The sequence below is a fragment of the Mesorhizobium sp. 2RAF45 genome (genome assembly GCF_052115225.1).
GTDB lineage: Bacteria > Pseudomonadota > Alphaproteobacteria > Rhizobiales > Rhizobiaceae > Mesorhizobium > Mesorhizobium jarvisii.
The window spans coordinates 73,769-91,193 of the sequence record NZ_JBFRGG010000015.1; the positions used below are offsets into that span (position 1 = coordinate 73,769).

Genomic DNA, 17,425 nt, shown 5'->3' on the forward strand with positions numbered 1-17,425 from the left:
CGCCCTACTCCACGACCTTCGGCACGAGGAAGAAATTCTCTTCGGTCGCCGGCGCATTGGCGACGATGTCGGCCGCCTTGTTGCCGTCGGTGACGACGTCCTGGCGCTTCTTCATCTCCATCGGCGTCACCGAGGTCATCGGCCCGACGCCGGAGACATCGACCTCGTTCAGTTGCTCGACGAAGCCCAGTATGGCGTTCAGTTCGCCGGTCATGCGTTCTGCATCTTCTTCGCTCACCGCGATGCGGGCGAGACGCGCGACGCGCTTCACAGTCTGAAGATCAACGGACATAGATTTTGCCTCGGGGAAAACCAGTCCGGGCTATAGCGGCGCCGCGCGCGCGGCGCAACATGCATCATGCGAGAGACCAGGCCGTGGTGGCGCCCTGGCTCACGGCCATCGGTCCAAGGACAAGTCTATGGCAAGGCGACGCCCTCGCACAGATAATAGCTGCCGCTGTTGCCGCTCGCTTCGCTTTCGTCATCGATCGGCCGGACCGATATGAGATCGATCTGCGTCGGGCTGATCCGCGTCACCGACAGGACATCGGGAAAGACATAGCCTGGCTCCTGGCAGATGGCCGTCACCGCCCAGCTCGGCGGGCGTGTCGCCTTGCTGACCTGCACGAATTCGCAATTGTATTCAACGCCCTGCAGGCCATGCACGGAAAGCACGATGTTGCCGGCATCGATCAGCCTCTGCAGCGTGTCCTTCCTGGCCTGCGTGCAAAGCTCCTCGGACTGCAGATAGACGCCTTCGATGAAGTCATCCGCGGCGAGCGCGGGCGATGCCGCGACAAACATCGACACACAAAGAGATCGCCCCAACGCCATGGATTTGTTCCGCTTTGGCTGTTTCTAGATCGTAATCGTTTCACCGATTTTCGGCAACGCGACCTTCACACCGGACCCTTCGAGGCCGGCCTCGAATTTCTCGGGCGTCGGATCGATCATCGGAAACGTGCCGAAATGGCAAGGGACGACCGTGTCGAACTTGAAGAAGCGCCGGCAGGCAAGTGCCGCCACCGCGCCGCCCATGGTGAAACGATCGCCGATCGGCACGATGCCGATCTTCGGCTCATGCAATTCGTTGATCAGCGCCATGTCGGAAAAGATGTCGGTATCGCCCATATGGTAGAGCGTCGGGTCGTCCGGGAAATGCAGGACCAGCCCGCCCGGATTGCCGAGATAGACGTTCTTGCCGCCTTCTTCGCCAAACGAGGAAGAGTGCAGCGCCTGGACGAAAGTGGTGGTGAAGCCGCCGCAATCGACCGTGCCGCCGATATTGCCGGGATTGATCTTGCCGCCGTCGGCGCCCTTGCCGACCAGATACATGCAGATCTCGAAATTGGCGACCAGCTGCGCGCCGCTCTTGCCGAGCACTTCCAGCGCGCCGCTGATATGGTCGCTGTGTCCATGCGTCAGCAGAACATGCGTGATCCCTTCGGCCGGCCCTTCCCAGCCGCCCGTCCAGGACGGGTTGCCGATCAGAAAGGGGTCGATGAGGATCTTGGCGTCGTCGGTTTCGATACGGAAGGCCGAATGGCCGTACCAGGTCAGTTTCATGAAATGCATTCCTCGATTATTGCCGGGCCAGAGGATAAAACGCCGATGACCTCGATATCAAAGGGTATAGTGTCCGCCGCGCATCCGGAAGGACGCACGCTGCTGAAAAAGACAAGGGAAAACCGTTGGCTATCATCACGATTGAGCAATTGCCGGCATGGCTCGCCGACGGCAGGACGCTGGCGGGGCTCGATCTCGGCGACAAGACGATCGGCGTCGCGGTTTCCGACCGGGGATTCGCCTTCGCTCACCCGCGCCCGGTCATCATGCGGAAGAAATTCTCGCTCGATGCCGCCGTGCTTCTGGCATTGCTGAAGAAGGAGAATGTTGGCGCGGTGGCGATCGGGCTGCCGATCAACATGGACGGGTCGGAAGGTCCGCGCGCGCAAAAATCGCGCGCCTTCGTGCGCAACATGGCGCAGCTGAGCGACCTGCCCTTTGTGTTCTGGGATGAACGGCTGTCGACGGTGGCGGCCGAGAGGACGTTGATCGAAATGGATTTCTCGCGCGCCAAACGTGCCGGCAAGATCGATTCGGCGGCCGCGGCCTTTATTCTGCAGGGAGTCTTGGACCGGCTTCAGTCGCGCGATTCAGGCGATCGAACGGAATTGGGCGGTCAAGCGGAACCGGGCCCGAACGACGACGCCTGACCCAATCCAGAATTTCGCGGCGACGGCGAAAAGCCCATATCGCCATCAGCAGAAATCCGTCGAAGATACAGGCCTTTCCCACCATTCCCGGGATGATCGCGGGATCGATGCCGAGCATCTGGCCATAAAGCTGGAACACGAAATCATGCAGCTGCCGGGTCAGCATCACATAGCCGAAATTCATGTCGTTGAGCGACAGGTAGAACCAGCCCCAGAACAGCGCCATCGGGGCCGCCCACAATGCGAAGATATAGCGCATCAGCGGCCTCCCTTCCCGTTCGGCCCGGTCCGGCCCGATATCAGGGAAAGCAGCGAATTGTGGGCCGCTGCCTTCGCCATGCTGTGCGCCGTGGCGCGAAAATCGGCGTCATCCGACGCGGCCGCTGAGCGCCGCTCGGCGAGCATCGCGACATAGGAAGCCAGAAGTGCCGCCAATTGCACCGCGACGACCATGAACAGCCCGTTGATGCCTTGCGCGGCGCCACCGATCAGGATCATCGACAGGACGCCGGACGCGGAAATGAAGGCGATGCGAACGACGCTGTCGGCGCCCGGGCTGGCCGCATCGTTGATCAGCGTATCGACAAAGGCCCAGAAGAACAGCACCGCCACGACCAGCAAGGCGATCGCCAGCGGCGCGACCACGACGACGTTCTGCAGATCGACGAACCGGGCGCTCTCGACGGTCACACCGAGCACGCCGAGGGCCGCCGCCACGCCACGGTCTCCATCTATGCAGATCAGCGCCAGCAGGGCGAAGACAATCGCCCAGTGCACAGACAGAAAGGAGGTCAGTACGTGTCGCATCGTGGTCCCTGCTTCGGCAGGAATGACAGTGGGCTTTGCCGCCCGCCGCCGCAATGGAAACCATTTGTTAAGGTTAACGGCGATCCACAGGACGCACTCACGATGTCCTCGGATGCGTTGAACCGATCGAAAAATCGAGCGGTGCGCCGCTCTCGGCTCAGTTCACCGGCGGATAGAGCGTGTCGATGATCATGCGCGCGTCGTGGCGCGAATCGATCATGCCGTAGGTGTTGCGCCACTGGCCGGCCAGGCGGGTCTCGACGAAGGCATCGGCAATCCGCCCTGCCCCCAGCCGGCGCAGCTCCGCCGCCGCGGCCGACAACGCCAGTTGTTCGGTCAGCAGGCGCGCCGAGCCCTCGTCTGTCGAAGCCACCTGCATCGCCGCCTTCAACACGCCGATCGTGCCGCGCCCGCCGGCGCCGAGGTCGCGGTCGATGCCGGCCAGCACCTCATCGAACAGGCCGGGCGCGCGCCCGAGCACGCGCAGCACATCGAGCGCCATGACATTGCCCGACCCTTCCCAGATCGCGTTGACAGGCGCTTCGCGGTAATAACGAGCGAGCGGCGCCTCCTCGACATAGCCATTGCCACCGAGACACTCCATCGCCTCGTAAAGCAGCGGCGGCGCGATCTTGCACACCCAGTATTTGACCACCGGCGTCATGGCGCGGGCAAATGCCGCCTCGCCGCGATCGCTCGCCGCTTCGTCGAAGGAGCGCGCCAGCCGGAACGACAGCGCGGTTGCGGCGGCGACATCCAGCGCCATGTCGGCCAGCACGCGCTGCATCAGCGGCTGTTCGATCAAGGTCGAGCCGAACACCTGGCGATGGCGAGCATGATGAACCGCTTCCGCCAGTCCTGCCCGCATGATCGCCGAGGACGCCACCGCGCAGTCGAGCCGAGTCAAGGTCACCATGTCCATGATCGTCTTCACGCCGGCACCTGGCTCGCCGACCATCTCGCCGATGGCGTTGACGAATTCGACCTCGGAAGACGCGTTGGAGCGGTTGCCGAGCTTGTCCTTCAGCCGCTGGAAGCGGAAGCCGTTGCCCGACCCGTCGCCGAGCACGCGCGGCACGAGGAAGCACGACAATCCTTCCGGCGCCTGCGCCAGCACCAGGAAGGCGTCCGACATCGGCGCCGACATGAACCATTTGTGGCCGGTCAGGCGATAGAAGCCGCTGCCGGCGCGCTCGGCCCTCGTCACATTGGCGCGCACATCCGTGCCGCCCTGTTTTTCGGTCATGCCCATGCCGAGCGTCAGCCCGGTCTTCTCGACCGGCGGCTTCTGGCTCTGGTCGTATTTGCGCGTCGTCACGCGCGGCGCCCATTCACGAAACAGCTTCGGGCTGGCCATCAAAGCCGCCAGCGAGGCGCTGGTCATGGTGATGGGGCAGAGATGCCCGGTCTCGAGTTCGGCGGTCAGGTAGAAACGGGCGGCGCGCACCTGATGGCGGCGGCCGATCTCGGCGTCGCCATTTTCCCAGACCGAGGAATGCAACCCGTTCGCCACCGAGCGGCGCATCAAGGCGTGGTAGGCGGGGTGGAACTCGACGAGGTCGATGCGACGTCCCTGCCGGTCATGGGTCCTGAGCTTCGGTGTCTCGACATTGGCCAGGCGCGCCAGCTCCTGCGCCTCCTGCGTCAGGACGAAACGGCCGAGACCGTCGAGGTCCTTGCGCACCGGGTCGGAAAAGCGCTCGGCAAGCTGGATCAGCAACGGATCGCCTCGCCAGGCGTTGCCACCCGTCAGCGGCGGCGGCTGGTTCGTCACGTCGTCGGTCACAATTCGTCCCTATCGTCGGAAAGCCTCGAATCCGGGGCCATCGGCTAGATATAGCCAAGCGTTGCCGCGTGCGCGACGAAAATACCGGGGAGAAAGGCGCCAATCCAAAGCTGGTGCTTGCGGGCGCAAAATCCGCACCCTATAGCAGCGCCTTGAGATGACCGACGCTTCGTCCCTGCCACTCTACCCTCACCGCCATCTTCTGGGCATCAGCGACCTTTCGCCCGCCGACATCGAGCTGTTGCTCGACCGGGCGGATCGGGCCGTCGCGATTTCGCGGCAGTCCGAAAAGAAGACCTCGACGCTGCGCGGCCGCACCCAGATCAATCTCTTCTACGAGGCCTCGACCCGCACACAGTCCTCTTTCGAGCTGGCCGGAAAGCGGCTCGGCGCCGATGTCATGAACATGTCGGTGGCAAGTTCTTCCGTGAAGAAGGGCGAAACGCTCATCGACACGGCGATGACGCTGAACGCCATGCGGCCCGATATATTGATCATCCGCCATCAGTCGGCGGGCGCTGCCGCCCTGCTGGCGCAGAAAGTCGGCTGCTCGGTGGTCAATGCCGGCGACGGCGCGCATGAACACCCGACCCAGGCGCTGCTCGACGCACTCACCATCCGCCGCGCCAAGGGGCCGCTGTCGAAATTGATCGTGGCGATCTGCGGCGACATCCTGCATTCGCGCGTGGCGCGCTCCAACATCATGCTGCTCAACGCGCTTGGCGCGCAGGTACGGGTGGTGGCGCCTTCGACGCTGCTGCCGTCCGGCATCGAGAAGATGGGCGTCATCGTCACGCGCTCGATGGCCGAAGGCCTCAAGGACGCCGACGTGGTGATGATGCTGCGCCTGCAGCGCGAGCGCATGGAGGGCGCCTTCGTGCCTTCGGTGCGCGAATATTTCCGCTATTTCGGCCTCGACGCCGAAAAGCTGAAGGCCGCCAAGGACGACGCGCTGGTGATGCATCCCGGCCCGATGAACCGCGGCGTCGAAATCGCCTCGGAAATAGCCGACGGCCCGCAAAGCGTGATCCAGGAGCAGGTGGAGATGGGCGTCGCCGTGCGCATGGCGGTGATGGAAGCGCTGCTCGACCCGCGTCGTAATCAAGAGGGCCGCAACCAGGAGGGTCGCGGCGCATGAGCACGACAGTCTTTGAACGCGCCCGTATCGTCGACCCCTCGCGCGGCATCGACGAAGTCGGCTCAGTCATCGTCGAGGGCCGCAAGATCGTTGCCGCCGGCAAGGCGGCGTTGAACCAGGGCGCGCCCGATGGCGCCGCGACCATCGATTGCGCCGGCAAGGCGATCATTCCCGGCCTAATCGATGGCCGCGTCTTTATCGGAGAGCCGGGCGGCGAGCATCGCGAAACCATCGCTTCGGCCAGCGTCGCCGCGGCCGCCGGCGGCGTCACCTCCGTCGTCATGATGCCTGACACTGATCCGGTCATCGACAATGTCGCGCTGGTCGAGTTCGTGCTGCGCACCGCCAAGGACACGGCGATCGTCAACGTCTTCCCGGCGGCGGCGATCACCAAGGGCCTCGACGGCCGCGAGATGACCGAATTCGGCCTGCTGCGCGAGGCCGGCGCCGTCGCCTTCACCGATGGCCGCCACACCATCGCCAGTTCGCTGGTGATGCGCCGGGCGCTCACCTATGCCCGCGATTTCGGCGCCACCATCGTGCACGAAACGCAGGATGCCGACCTCGGTTCGTCAGGCGTGATGAATGAAGGCCTGTACGCGAGCTGGCTCGGCCTTTCCGGCATTCCGCGTGAAGCCGAATCGATCCCGCTCGAGCGCGACCTGGCTTTGGCGCGGCTGACGCGCGGCTCCTACCACGCGGCAAAAATCTCGACGGCCATGGCGGCAAACGCCGTGACCCGCGCCAAAGCCGATGGTGCGGCGGTGACATCCGGCGTGTCGATCCACAACCTGTCGCTCAATGAAAACGATGTCGGTGAGTACCGCACCTTCTTCCGCCTGACACCGCCATTGCGCGCCGAGGAAGACCGGCTGGCGATGATCGAGGCGGTCAGGGATGGCACGGTCGACATCATCGTCTCCTCGCACGATCCGCAGGATGTCGACACCAAGCGCCTGCCCTTCGCCGATGCCGCGGCCGGCGCCATCGGGCTGGAGACGCTGCTGGGCGCCGCCTTGCGGCTCTACCACAATGGCGATGTGCCGCTGCTGCGGCTGGTCGAAACGCTGTCCACCGCGCCGGCCAGGCTGTTCGGACTGCCCGGCGGCACGCTGAAGCCGGGCTCAGTCGCCGACCTCGCGATCGTCGATCTCGATGAACCCTGGATCGTCAGTGAAGGCGGCATTCGCTCGCGCTCGAAAAACACCTGCTTCGAAGGCGCGCGGCTGCAAGGCAAGGTCTTGCAAACACTGGTCGCGGGCCGCACAGTGTTCTCGGCATAGACCGGCAACGGGCGTCGCGCCTGACCGGGCTGAGCTGGGGGAAATGCGGGGGAAACAATGACTTACGGCCTGATCCTGGCGCTGGTATTCGGCTACCTCTTGGGCTCGATTCCCTTCGGGCTGCTGCTGACGCGCGCCGCCGGCCTCGGTGATGTGCGCAAGATCGGCTCCGGCAATATCGGCGCCACCAACGTCCTGCGCACCGGCAATAAGGGCCTGGCCGCCGCGACCTTGCTGCTCGATGCGCTGAAGGGCACCGCCGCCGTGCTGATCGCAGGCCATTTCGCACCGGAAACGGCGGTCTGGGCCGGCCTCGGCGCCTTTCTCGGTCATCTCTTCCCGGTCTGGCTTGGCTTCAAGGGCGGCAAGGGCGTCGCCACCTATCTCGGCGTGCTGATCGGCCTTGCCTGGCAGGTGGCACTGATCTTCGCCGTCATCTGGCTGGCGATGGCATTCCTGTTCCGCTACTCGTCGCTCGCGGCGCTGACGGCAGCCGTCATCGTGCCGATAGCCCTCTACTTCCTGAGCGCGCCGCAAATTGCCGTTTTGTTCGTGGTGATGAGCATCATCGTCTTCATCAAGCACAGGGCGAACATTTCGCGGCTGCTTGCCGGCACCGAGGGCAAGATCGGAGCCAAGGGGTGAGCGAGCGCGCCACCGCGGTGAGCGAGCCGGCCACCGGGCCGCGCCTCAGCGACCGGCAGCGGCTGAGCTGGCTGCGGCTGATCCGCACCCAGAATGTCGGCCCCGCTTCCTTTCGCGACCTGATCAACCGTTTCGGATCCGCCGAAGTGGCGCTGGAAATCCTGCCGGAACTGATGATTTCGGGCGGCGCCAGCCGGATCGCCCGCATTCCGTCGGTCGCCGAAGCCGAGGCCGAACTCGAGGCAGCCCGCCGGGCTGGCGCGCGCTTTGTCGGCATCGGCGAGCCCGACTATCCCCCGCTGCTGAGAAGCATGGACAATCCCCCACCTCTTTTGGCGGTCAAAGGCAATGCCGCTGTGTTCCGGCTGCCTGGCGTCGCCATCGTGGGCGCCCGCAATGCATCGCTGGCCGGCATCAAGATGGCGCGCATGCTGGCGGCCGCCCTTGGCGGCGACGGCTACGGCATCGTCTCGGGGCTGGCGCGCGGTATCGACACGGCGGCGCATCAGGGCAGCCTGCAAACCGGCACGGTCGCTGTGCTGGCCGGAGGCCTCGACCTGCCCTACCCGCCCGAAAATGCCGGCCTGTGCGCGGAAATTGCCGAGCGCGGCGCCATCATCTCCGAAATGCCGTTCGGCTGGCAGCCGCGTGCCCAGGATTTCCCACGCCGCAACCGTCTTGTCGCGGGTGCTGTCCTCGGGCTGGTGGTGGTCGAGGCCGCCCAGCGTTCGGGCTCGCTGATCAGCGCCAGGCTTGCCGGCGAAATGGGCCGGCTGGTTTTTGCCGTGCCGGGCTCTCCGCTCGATCCACGCGCCGCCGGCACCAACGGTCTGCTCAAGGACGGCGCCACGCTGGTCACCGAGGCATCGGACGTTTCGAGGGCGATCGCGCCGCTGACCGGCATGCGGGCGCCTGCTGTGCCACCGTTCGAGGACCCGCCCGACTTTTCGGCCACACCGCCACCCGGCGAGAGCGACCGCGCCAAGGTCAATGAGGCGCTAGGCCCGACACCGGTGCCAGTCGACGAGATCATCCGCCACACCGGCCTTCACCCGGCCCAGGTCTTCATGGTGCTTTTGGAACTCGACCTCGCCGGCCGGCTCGAACGCCATGCCGGCGGCAATGTTTCGCTGATTTTCGGGGATGGCTGAGCGCAGCCATCAATGACGGCCGGGCTGCTTCTCCCCAGTCTTGGCGTAATCCGGCGTGTTGGCTCCAAACAAATCGTTTTCGACAGCCTTGCGCCAGACTGCGTCCGCATCTTCGGGACGCAGCGGCTCAGCTGCCGCCTGGCGATCTCGGCTGTTCGTCTTGGATTGCCGCCGGAGCCAAGCGGGCATGATTTCCTGGATGAGGCTGGTCAGTTGGGTCATTGCAACTTCCTTCCATGCGCGTGAACCGGCAACGACTTAGGGGGCAGTCCGGTTCATTTGGACGTTGCGGCAAGCGTCGCCGCTTTCGCGGTCTCGCTTCTGCTCATCTCGTCCAGCCAGGCCAGGGCCGCGTCCACCCCAGCCAGCCCAAAAAGCGCCGCTGTCGATCCCTGCGGCTTTATGCGAACCGAAATGCCGTCCCATTCGTTGACGGTCTCGAACCCGTTCTCGTCGGATGTATCGTCGCCCAGAAACACCGGGCGTCGTCCCCTGAAGGCCGGAATTTGCAGGAAGCGCCGGATGGCCGCTCCCTTCGCCGCCTCCAGCGGCATCAGCTCCACACCGGCATTTCCGGCCAGGACCCGATATCCCGCAGGCAATCTGTCCAGTGCCTGTTCGACGAGTTGTGTCGCGCGTTGCAGCAGGTGCGGTGCCGCCCGCGTATGAATGGCCAGGATGGGTCCCTTGCGCTCGATATAGACATCCGCATTGTCCAGTTCCGTCGCGATTTCGTTGGCAAGCGCCGCAATATCAGCCGGTTCGTCGGCCGCCTCGACAGGACCATCGCGCGCCAGCCTGTGTTCCAGGCCATAAAGCCCGGCAGCGCGCAATCTGAGGGGCTGGAAGAGATGATCGACGGCGGCGATCGACCGTCCGGTGATGAACGCCAGTGCTCCGTCCAGTTGCGCTTCGAGCCGCACCAGGAGGGTGCGCAACTCGTCACCGACAACCACCGCATCGGGATGCGCGGCATGTTCGAGAAGCGTGCCATCGATATCGAGGAACAGGCTCCATGGTCCCTGCGGAACGACCGGCACGGCGAGGCTTGGCGAGATCGACATCATAGCGCCGCCACCCGTCTGCGATCGAGCAGCGATATGACGTTGCCTGGGGCCGCTGGAGCGGCGCTGACGGCACGATCGACCGCGTCGCGCTTGCGCAAGCGCGCGGCATCGAGAAGCATGCTGCCCGCCCACCGGTAGACATTGTTGTCGCGCACGACCTCGCGCATGCGTCGCATGCGCTGGCTTTGCTCTTCCTGCGACATGGTCAAGGCCTGCAGCAAGGCATCGCCCATCATGGCCGCGTCATAGGGATTGACGATCAGTGCGTCCAGAAGCTCCTTGGAGGCGCCGGCGAACATGCTGAGCAGCAGCACGCCCTGTTCGTCCTCACGCGCCGCGACAAACTCCTTGGCGACCAGGTTCATGCCGTCATGCAGGCTGGTGACCATGCAAACGTCGGCGGCACGATAGATTTCGTAGACCTGCTGCTGCGAGTGATGTTCCGTTATCATCAGGACGGGCGTGTAGCCTTCGCGACCATAGCGCCGGTTGAGATCCTCGGCATGGCTCAGGCACTCCTCGTAGAGTTGCTGATAGGCAGGCAAGGTGCCGCGGCTGGGCGCAGCGATCTGCAGGAACGCCACCTTGCCGATCCATTCGGGATGAAGCGTCAGCAGCTCATCGAGGGCATTGAAGCGATCGAGGATGCCCTTGGTGTAGTCGAGACGTTCAACGCCCACGCACAGCTTGACATTTTCGGCCAGGCCGAATTTCTCGCGAACCTGCCGGCGGCATTGCGCCACGTCAGGCAGTTTGCCCAGTTGCGCCGGCGGCCATTCGATCGAGATCGGATAGGCATGGACCAGGCTGATCTGGCCGCCATAGGAAATGGCCGAATCCTCGCGCTCGATCCTGCTTTCCAGGAAACGGTCGACGCTGTCGATGAAGTTGTTGCAATGGAACTGGGTGTGGAAACCGACGATCGAACTGCCGAGCAGGCCGTCGAGAATCTTCTCGCGCCACGGGCAAATGCTGAATACCTCGGAATTCGGCCACGGAATATGCCAGAAGGTGATGATGATCGCCTCGGGCAGCCGGTCACGGATCATTCGCGGCAGCAGCGCGAAATGATAATCCTGGACCAGAACGATCGGCCGCTCGTTGCGGGCCTCCGCGACAACGGTGTCGGCGAATTTGCGGTTGACCGCCTCGTAGGCCTCCCAATCCGAGGCGCGGAATATCGGCCGGGTGAAAGCGATATGGCACAGCGGCCAGAGGCCTTCATTGGCGAAGCCGAGATAATAGCCTTGCTGTTCTTCCTCGCTCAGCCAGACACGGCGCAGCGTGTAGGAAGGGTTGTCCGGCGGCACCTCGATCCGATCGTTCTTGTCGACCACCAGCTTGTCGGCCGAACCGCCGCCATAGGCGATCCACGTGCCCGCACAGGCGCGTGTGATCGGCTCCAGTGCCGAGACGAGCCCGCTCGCGGGTACGACCAGCTGGATGTCGTCGCCCTCGCGGTTGTGGATATACGGTTCACGGTTTGAGACGACGATCACCTGGGCATCGGGAAGTTCGGTGGCCAGGATGTGACGCAGCGTTTCGGGCGACCACTGCACCAGTGCCGCGGCCGCCGACTGCCCGTTCTTCTCGAATTCCGGCAATGGGCCGCGAGCTGGGTCAACCTCCACAGCGGCCAGCCTGCTGCCCTTGCGCGCCCGCAACACCATCGTCACCAGCACAATGGCCAGGACGCAGACAGCCGCAACAACGAAGAGCCACAATGTGAAAACGGGAACGACTAGATACGAACTGTTGTCGGGCATTGAAATCGATTACCTTTCAATGGGATACCGCAGCGGCTTTATGGGCTGGAGTTTCGGCACCCCATGGCGTGGTGGTCCAACGCTCACGGTGCAGGATGGTTCCGATTTTTCAGCTCCTGACCACGAGCGGCACCAGCCCCTCATGCGGTTCGGCAAGGAAGGCGCCGACGCGATCCCCGACGCGCTGGAACGTCAGATCCACCGCCGCCTGCCCTACCGAAAGATGGCGGATGACGAGGTTGTCGATGCCGATCGGCAGGCGCGGCCGGGTCACATGGATTTCGCCTGTCCAGCCGTCGATCTGCAGGCCGAGGCACGATTGCATGAGCATGAAGGCGGAGCCGGCGGACCAGGCTTGCGGCAGGCAAGCCACCGGATAGGCGATCGGTGCTTCGCCGGCCGCGCGCGTGAAGCCGCAAAACAGTTCCGGCAACCGCATGTTGAAATGGACAGCGGATTCGAAGGTGCCGCTCATCAGCCGCACGACGCTGTCGCGGATACCGTACCGCGCCAGCCCGGCAGCACAGATCGCTGTATCGTGCGGCCAGATGGAGCCGTTGTGGTAGGACATCGGGTTGAAGAAGATCGCGTCGTCCGCCAGCGTCCGCAGCCCCCAGCCGGAATGAAACGAGGCCGACAGCAGCTGATCGGCGACCATGCGCGCGCGATCCGGACCGGGAAGGCCGACATAGAGCAGGTGACCGGCATTGGACGTGCGCACCTTGCAAGGTTGACCATCGCCGTCCAGCGCCAGCGCATAGTAGCCGAGGTCTTCCATCCAGAAATGGCGCTCGACTTCTTGGCTAATGGTGTCGGCGCGTATTTCCCAGCTCTCGGCGCGTTCCGCCTCGCCACGCAGCCGTGCCAGCTTCGCCAACCCCTGGAACGCCGCGAAGACGTAGCCCTGCACCTCGACCAGCGCGATCGGCCCCTTCGGAATGCGGCCATCGGCGTGAAAGACGGAATCGAAACTGTCCTTCCATCCCTGGTTGGCAAGGCCGGATTCCGCGGCGCGCTGGTAGGTGAGGAACCCCGTCGAACGGCTCGCCGTTTCGATCCATTCGGCCGCGGCGCAAAGCGATGGCCATAGCGTATCGATGAAGGCCGTATCCCCCGTGCGGTCCGCATAGGCGCAGGCAAGGTGGATATAGAGCGGCGTCGTGTCGACACCGCCATAATAGCGGCCGAACGGCAGTTCGCTTAGCGCCACCATCTCGCCCTTGCGGGTCTCGTGCATGATCTTGCCGGGTTCGGAATCGCTGAAAGGCGATGTCTCGGTCGCCTGGTGTTGAGCGAGAAACGCCAGGACGCCGCGCGCCAGACCGGGATTGAGCCAAAGCATCTGCAAGGCCGAGATCACGCCGTCCCGGCCGAAGGCGGTCGAGAACCAGGGAATGCCGGCATAGGGATAGGGCCCGGTCGCCAATTCCGTGGTGAGCAGCGCGACATCGGCGCGCGCGCGCTCCATCCAGTCGTTGAAGACGCGGCCGGAACTATGCAGCGTCGCGCCATGCCGGCGCTTGGCGCGCATGCCGAAGCGAGCGCGGGCGGCAGCCGCGCGAAACCGGCGGCTTTCGGGGCGATCGTCTGTCGCGTTGCCCACTTCCACATAAAGCGTCTGGCTGCTGCGCTTGGTGACGGCGATGACGAAATCGGCGCGCTCGGAAGTCAGTTGATCGGGCGTCTGTGAGAATGAAATCGCCGATGTCCGCACGACCTTGTCCAGGCCTTCGTAGCGAAGCACGACCGCGTTCCCCGTGATCTCGGCCGTATGGGCGGTTCCACGTTTCGATCGGGTCGAGCCGCGGACCTCGAACATGTCGCGGAAATCGGCGGCAAAACGCAGCGACAGCAGGATCGTAGAATGCTCGCGGCTGTAGTTGGACAGCGTTATGCGCTCATAAAGCCTTTCCTCCCACAACAGCCGGACGCGCTCGATATGCATAGCGCCTTGCGGAATCTGGCGGCCAGCGGCGCTCTCTATCGGCAGATTGGTGAGGTTGGTGGTGAAGAGCACGTTGTCCTGGCTGAGCGACGCGCCCAGCAACGACGTCGACCGCCCGCCGACGGTGAGGCGAAATTCGGAAAGCACGCGCGTGTCGTCGCGAAAAAACCCGTCGCCGACACCGCGTATATCGCCATAGGCATCGGCAACGGCAAAGCAATCGCCATGCTTGAGGGCGAACAGCCGATGCGGCTCCCTCGGCGCGGTTTCGTCCAGAGAAGCCAGAGCTATGGCAGGATCAAGCTTGCGCTCGTCGAGTTGGGTGATGGTCAACAGGATTGTCCCCGTGCTGGGTTTTTCGGACGGGTGAAGGCCTACGACGCTCTGCTTTGCTCATGGCCGTTGCGCAGCAGGGAATAAGCCTCGACGTAGTCCCTGGCCATTCTGTCGGCTGAAAACCGCCTTTCGAACACCGCCCTTATGCGCCGCCTGTCGAGCTGCAGGAGAGCCGGCATCGTGGCGACCGCATCCTCGATGGTTTCGACGACGAAGCCTGTAACCCCATAGTCGACGATTTCGGGCATGGCGCCGCAACTCCAGGCCATGACTGGGGTTCCACAGGCCATGGCTTCGATCACGGCAAGGCCGAAGGGTTCGGGCCAATCGATCGGAAACAGCAGGGCGGCTGCATTGCCAAGAAACCTGCTCTTCTGGTCCTCGCCGATTTCGCCGACATATTCGACCCGGTCGCCATCGATCATCGGTTGAACGACTTCCTCGAAATAGGCGCGGTCGCCATCGCCGATCTTGGCTGCTAGCTTGAGTTTCAGGCCGGTGCGGCGGGCGATGTCGATCGCCCGGTCCGGCCGCTTGTCGCGCGACATCCTGCCGAGAAAGGCAAGATAACCGCCATCCGAGCCTGCCTCGAAATCGGGTTCGTAGAGATCGACGGGCAGGCCGTGATGGATCGTGGCAAGCCAGTTGGCGGACGCAAACCTCGCCCGTTGGCTGCGCGATATGGAAACCATCGGGAAGCGCGGGAACCGGTCATAGGCCTGCGCGAGATCCGCGTAATCCAGCCTGCCATGCGGCGTCGTCACCGTGCGCTGCGGCATATCGCGGAAAAATGGGAAATGCAGGAAATGGCTGAGGTGGAAATGAATGACGTCAAAATCGTCGGCGCGTTTCCTCACCTCGTCGAGCATCGACAGATGCGCCGCGATCTCGGACTTCAGCGGGCGTGGATCAAGACGAAGCGCCCGCTCGCGGCAGGGCACGAGTTTGGCGGAAGTCTTCGTGTCGCCGCTGGCGAACAGCGTCACCTCGTGGCCGAGGTCGACGAGGGCTTCGGTCAGGTAGGAAATGATGCGCTCTGTGCCGCCGTAGAGCCTTGGCGGAACGGATTCGTACAGCGGCGCCACATGAGCGATCTTCATGGCCCGGCCTTCCCTCAATGCGCTGGTCATGGAACGAAATGCTTCAGCCGCAGGATCGTTCCGGCCCTTTGGCGGGTGCGACGAAATGGATCGAAGGACGTTTGATGTCCGATCAAGCCGCCCTATTTCTTTTTGGCTGCCGAATTTGTACGCACGGCAGCCTAGGGAGGCTCCGGTGGAACCCAAGGATGTGCAGGAACCCAGGGGCATTGCAGCCCGCAGCCTGAGCATGATCATCGAACAATATGTCGAGGCCAGAAAACGGCGTTATGACTTCGTATCGACGGATCAGGCCGCCAGGGTGATCCGCAAGATCCTGAAACCCGCGGACCCAGCCCTCTCCGACCGCAAGCTCGACGATATGGTCGCCGCCCTCGCCGTCAAGAACGGCCTGGCTGTCGTCTTCGATCGCGGCGTCCGAGGACCGGCCGACGCCGCCGAAGCCGACCTGAGCAGAAAGGAACCGACCATGCGAGCACCAACGGAGATTCCCGATGTTGCCGGCGCGGTGGACGCCATTCTGGCCACCCAGACCGCCCCGCTTTCCCAAGACACCCCGCTTTCCCAAATTACTTCGCTTTCCCAAATTGCTCCGCTTTCAATGAGCGCGGTGATCTCGCTGCTGCGCGAACGGACCGGCACCAAGCGATCGGACGCGGATCTGGAAGGCCTGATCGCCAAGAAGGCCGCCGTCCTGGACGTGCATCTGTCGCGAAACAGCTGAACGGTCGATCGCCACTGCTGCGGAGTCCTGCGAGCGAGACGAACGTCCTCGCTCGCGACATTCGGTTGCAGCGGAAAGCCACGGATCGACCCCACAACGCCGTCGAATGAAACAAATCCTGTGTGCGGCCTTTCCCATGATCGGCACATACTGTAATTGCCCGCAGGTTAAGGCTGCCGCGCTTCAACTGGGGCTGAACTGGCCTCAGCCGGAACGTTATCCGATCGAATTTTTTCCCTACAAGAACGTGTGTTTCGTCCAATGGCCGATAATTTTGGTTCGACGTCGGAACGCTCGTCGACGGACTACTTGGCTTTCCTTGACGGGCTCCGGGCCATCGCGATCCTGTCAGTCGTGTTCTACCATCTGTATGGCGACCGCCTCCCCAATGGTTTTTTAGGGGTTGATGTTTTCTTCGTAATTTCTGGTTTCGTCGTCAGCTATACGGTGTCGAGGCGCTACCGGGGCCAGTCCGCTTTTCATTTTGTCTTGGAATTCTATGCGCGCCGATTCACAAGAATCATGCCGGCGCTGTTGGTGTGCTTACTGTTTAGTGCGCTCGCCACCTTTCTGTTTGTTCCGGACGCTTGGCTCAGCACATCAATCAGCAAAACCGCCTCTTCCGCCTTTGTCGGCCTCAGCAATATCTTCCTGGCCAAGGGAACCGACTATTTTTCACCCGTGACCGAATTTAACCCATTCACCCACACGTGGTCTCTTGGGGTTGAGGAACAATTCTACGTCGTTTTCCCGCTGCTGTTTTTTCCTTGGGTAATAGGACCGCGCGGGAAGAGATTCTCGGCGCTTGTTTATGGTGCGCTCGCCGTCGTGTCGGTGGCGGTATGGCTTCATCTACTGGCTGCGAATCCGCTTCAGGCCTTCTATATGCCCTATGCCCGCTTTTGGCAGTTGGCATGCGGCATATTGTGCTTTCAGCTTGTCAGCCGGATAGGGGAACGGACGGGCTTCGAAAGGCATTGCAATCTTGCAGCCACGATCGCGCTGATCGGACTCGTGGCAACGTTCGCGCTCGACTTTGGCAAGGCCTACGATGGGCTTGAGAACATCGCTGCCGTTGCCTGCACCACTGTCTTGATCGGATGCCTCTACTATCTGGGAAGCGACCGTGCGCCACACTTTGCGGTGTTGGAAATAAAGCCGGTCAGATTCGTCGGATGGATCTCTTATTCTCTCTACCTGTGGCATTGGCCAATCTTGGTGATCGCAAGATGGACGATAGGCACCGAAACCACCGCCACAAAATTAACAGCGTTGCTGGCGGCCGTGGCGTTCAGCCTCGCTTCGTATTTCTGGATCGAAACACCGACGCGTCGATTGCGGCTTCTGAGAACCGCCCCCGACATAGCCGTTGTCGCCCTCTTTCTGGCTGTCATCGCTGCTGCATTTTTCGGCTTCAAACTGATGCAACGACAATCGATATGAAATCGCCTTGAGCGGTCA

General features: G+C 63.1%; 18 protein-coding genes. 7 read left to right on the forward strand and 11 right to left on the reverse strand.

The window, feature by feature from the left end; genetic code table 11:
* Positions 1 to 4: 4 nt before the first annotated feature.
* From gatC to AB4Z43_RS28070, 3 genes are all read right to left on the reverse strand, one after another.
* Positions 5 to 292, reverse strand: coding sequence for an Asp-tRNA(Asn)/Glu-tRNA(Gln) amidotransferase subunit GatC (gene gatC / locus AB4Z43_RS28060; protein ID WP_019858229.1), 288 nt, complete (start codon positions 290 to 292; stop codon positions 5 to 7).
* A 125-nt stretch (positions 293 to 417) separates the two neighbouring features.
* Positions 418 to 834, reverse strand: a complete 417-nt coding sequence (locus tag AB4Z43_RS28065; RefSeq protein WP_441939862.1) for a hypothetical protein — start codon at positions 832 to 834, stop codon at positions 418 to 420.
* Positions 835 to 858: 24 nt separating this feature from the next.
* Positions 859 to 1,566 (reverse strand): metal-dependent hydrolase, encoded by a 708-nt coding sequence (locus AB4Z43_RS28070; RefSeq protein ID WP_027046857.1) that lies wholly within the window; start codon positions 1,564 to 1,566, stop codon positions 859 to 861.
* 125 nt (positions 1,567 to 1,691) lie between these two features.
* Between AB4Z43_RS28070 and ruvX the strand changes: the two genes are divergently transcribed.
* On the forward strand, positions 1,692 to 2,216 hold the full coding sequence (gene ruvX / locus AB4Z43_RS28075; protein ID WP_441939863.1) for a Holliday junction resolvase RuvX: 525 nt from the start codon (positions 1,692 to 1,694) through the stop codon (positions 2,214 to 2,216).
* Here the strand turns inward: ruvX and AB4Z43_RS28080 are convergent.
* The 3 genes from AB4Z43_RS28080 to AB4Z43_RS28090 all read right to left on the reverse strand — a co-directional run bounded on the left by AB4Z43_RS28080 (position 2,116) and on the right by AB4Z43_RS28090 (position 4,809).
* The gene (locus AB4Z43_RS28080; protein ID WP_080643738.1) at positions 2,116 to 2,475 is read right to left on the reverse strand and encodes a DUF6105 family protein; all 360 of its coding nucleotides are present in this window, start codon (positions 2,473 to 2,475) and stop codon (positions 2,116 to 2,118) included. The genes ruvX and AB4Z43_RS28080 overlap by 101 nt on opposite strands.
* A complete protein-coding gene (locus AB4Z43_RS28085) occupies positions 2,475 to 3,023 on the reverse strand; it encodes a hypothetical protein (protein WP_019858234.1) in 549 nt (182 codons plus the stop codon). Before AB4Z43_RS28085 ends, AB4Z43_RS28080 begins: the two co-directional genes overlap by 1 nt.
* 157 nt (positions 3,024 to 3,180) lie before the next feature.
* The gene (locus AB4Z43_RS28090; RefSeq protein ID WP_038646902.1) at positions 3,181 to 4,809 is read right to left on the reverse strand and encodes a DNA alkylation response protein; all 1,629 of its coding nucleotides are present in this window, start codon (positions 4,807 to 4,809) and stop codon (positions 3,181 to 3,183) included.
* Positions 4,810 to 4,966: 157 nt separating this feature from the next.
* Between AB4Z43_RS28090 and AB4Z43_RS28095 the strand changes: the two genes are divergently transcribed.
* Genes AB4Z43_RS28095 through dprA form a run of 4 tightly spaced genes read left to right on the forward strand, consistent with a single transcriptional unit; the run spans position 4,967 to position 9,026 of the window.
* Positions 4,967 to 5,947, forward strand: a complete 981-nt coding sequence (locus tag AB4Z43_RS28095; protein ID WP_019858236.1) for an aspartate carbamoyltransferase catalytic subunit — start codon at positions 4,967 to 4,969, stop codon at positions 5,945 to 5,947.
* Complete coding sequence (locus AB4Z43_RS28100) at positions 5,944 to 7,230, forward strand: dihydroorotase (protein ID WP_202359910.1); 1,287 nt, start codon at positions 5,944 to 5,946, stop codon at positions 7,228 to 7,230. The genes AB4Z43_RS28095 and AB4Z43_RS28100 overlap by 4 nt, the downstream gene beginning before the upstream one ends.
* Positions 7,231 to 7,287: 57 nt before the next feature.
* The gene (gene plsY, locus AB4Z43_RS28105; protein ID WP_010909584.1) at positions 7,288 to 7,875 is read left to right on the forward strand and encodes a glycerol-3-phosphate 1-O-acyltransferase PlsY; all 588 of its coding nucleotides are present in this window, start codon (positions 7,288 to 7,290) and stop codon (positions 7,873 to 7,875) included.
* A gap of 17 nt (positions 7,876 to 7,892) precedes the next feature.
* Positions 7,893 to 9,026, forward strand: a complete 1,134-nt coding sequence (dprA, locus tag AB4Z43_RS28110; RefSeq protein ID WP_027046858.1) for a DNA-processing protein DprA — start codon at positions 7,893 to 7,895, stop codon at positions 9,024 to 9,026.
* Between the two features lie 9 nt (positions 9,027 to 9,035).
* Here dprA and AB4Z43_RS28115 read toward each other — a convergent pair whose 3' ends face one another.
* The 5 genes from AB4Z43_RS28115 to AB4Z43_RS28135 all read right to left on the reverse strand — a co-directional run bounded on the left by AB4Z43_RS28115 (position 9,036) and on the right by AB4Z43_RS28135 (position 15,240).
* A complete protein-coding gene (locus AB4Z43_RS28115; RefSeq protein ID WP_019858240.1) occupies positions 9,036 to 9,248 on the reverse strand; it encodes a hypothetical protein in 213 nt (70 codons plus the stop codon).
* A 53-nt stretch (positions 9,249 to 9,301) separates the two neighbouring features.
* A complete protein-coding gene (gene otsB, locus AB4Z43_RS28120) occupies positions 9,302 to 10,093 on the reverse strand; it encodes a trehalose-phosphatase (RefSeq protein WP_441939865.1) in 792 nt (263 codons plus the stop codon).
* The gene (locus AB4Z43_RS28125) at positions 10,090 to 11,859 is read right to left on the reverse strand and encodes an alpha,alpha-trehalose-phosphate synthase (UDP-forming) (protein ID WP_441939866.1); all 1,770 of its coding nucleotides are present in this window, start codon (positions 11,857 to 11,859) and stop codon (positions 10,090 to 10,092) included. Before AB4Z43_RS28125 ends, otsB begins: the two co-directional genes overlap by 4 nt.
* A 109-nt stretch (positions 11,860 to 11,968) precedes the next feature.
* Positions 11,969 to 14,131 (reverse strand): amylo-alpha-1,6-glucosidase, encoded by a 2,163-nt coding sequence (locus tag AB4Z43_RS28130; protein WP_441939922.1) that lies wholly within the window; start codon positions 14,129 to 14,131, stop codon positions 11,969 to 11,971.
* Positions 14,132 to 14,178: 47 nt separating this feature from the next.
* Positions 14,179 to 15,240 (reverse strand): glycosyltransferase family 4 protein, encoded by a 1,062-nt coding sequence (locus AB4Z43_RS28135; RefSeq protein ID WP_019858244.1) that lies wholly within the window; start codon positions 15,238 to 15,240, stop codon positions 14,179 to 14,181.
* Positions 15,241 to 15,415: 175 nt separating this feature from the next.
* On the opposite strand from AB4Z43_RS28135, the gene AB4Z43_RS28140 reads away from it, so the two are divergent.
* Entirely contained in the window at positions 15,416 to 15,964 is a 549-nt protein-coding gene (locus tag AB4Z43_RS28140) for a hypothetical protein (RefSeq protein ID WP_441939867.1), read from the forward strand.
* 261 nt (positions 15,965 to 16,225) lie between these two features.
* Positions 16,226 to 17,407, forward strand: a complete 1,182-nt coding sequence (locus tag AB4Z43_RS28145) for an acyltransferase family protein (protein WP_441939869.1) — start codon at positions 16,226 to 16,228, stop codon at positions 17,405 to 17,407.
* The last annotated feature ends 18 nt before the right edge of the window (positions 17,408 to 17,425 follow it).

Excerpts from the sequence above, each read along its gene's own strand:
- gatC (WP_019858229.1), bottom strand. The coding sequence starts at position 292 with ATGTCCGTTGATCTTCAGACTGTGAAGCGCGTCGCGCGTCTCGCCCGC.
- AB4Z43_RS28065 (WP_441939862.1), bottom strand. The coding sequence starts at position 834 with ATGGCGTTGGGGCGATCTCTTTGTGTGTCGATGTTTGTCGCGGCATCG.
- AB4Z43_RS28070 (WP_027046857.1), bottom strand. The coding sequence starts at position 1,566 with ATGAAACTGACCTGGTACGGCCATTCGGCCTTCCGTATCGAAACCGAC.
- AB4Z43_RS28080 (WP_080643738.1), bottom strand. The coding sequence starts at position 2,475 with ATGCGCTATATCTTCGCATTGTGGGCGGCCCCGATGGCGCTGTTCTGG.
- AB4Z43_RS28085 (WP_019858234.1), bottom strand. The coding sequence starts at position 3,023 with ATGCGACACGTACTGACCTCCTTTCTGTCTGTGCACTGGGCGATTGTC.
- AB4Z43_RS28095 (WP_019858236.1), top strand. The coding sequence starts at position 4,967 with ATGACCGACGCTTCGTCCCTGCCACTCTACCCTCACCGCCATCTTCTG.
- AB4Z43_RS28100 (WP_202359910.1), top strand. The coding sequence starts at position 5,944 with ATGAGCACGACAGTCTTTGAACGCGCCCGTATCGTCGACCCCTCGCGC.
- plsY (WP_010909584.1), top strand. The coding sequence starts at position 7,288 with ATGACTTACGGCCTGATCCTGGCGCTGGTATTCGGCTACCTCTTGGGC.
- AB4Z43_RS28115 (WP_019858240.1), bottom strand. The coding sequence starts at position 9,248 with ATGACCCAACTGACCAGCCTCATCCAGGAAATCATGCCCGCTTGGCTC.
- otsB (WP_441939865.1), bottom strand. The coding sequence starts at position 10,093 with ATGATGTCGATCTCGCCAAGCCTCGCCGTGCCGGTCGTTCCGCAGGGA.
- AB4Z43_RS28125 (WP_441939866.1), bottom strand. The coding sequence starts at position 11,859 with ATGCCCGACAACAGTTCGTATCTAGTCGTTCCCGTTTTCACATTGTGG.
- AB4Z43_RS28135 (WP_019858244.1), bottom strand. The coding sequence starts at position 15,240 with ATGAAGATCGCTCATGTGGCGCCGCTGTACGAATCCGTTCCGCCAAGG.
- AB4Z43_RS28145 (WP_441939869.1), top strand. The coding sequence starts at position 16,226 with ATGGCCGATAATTTTGGTTCGACGTCGGAACGCTCGTCGACGGACTAC.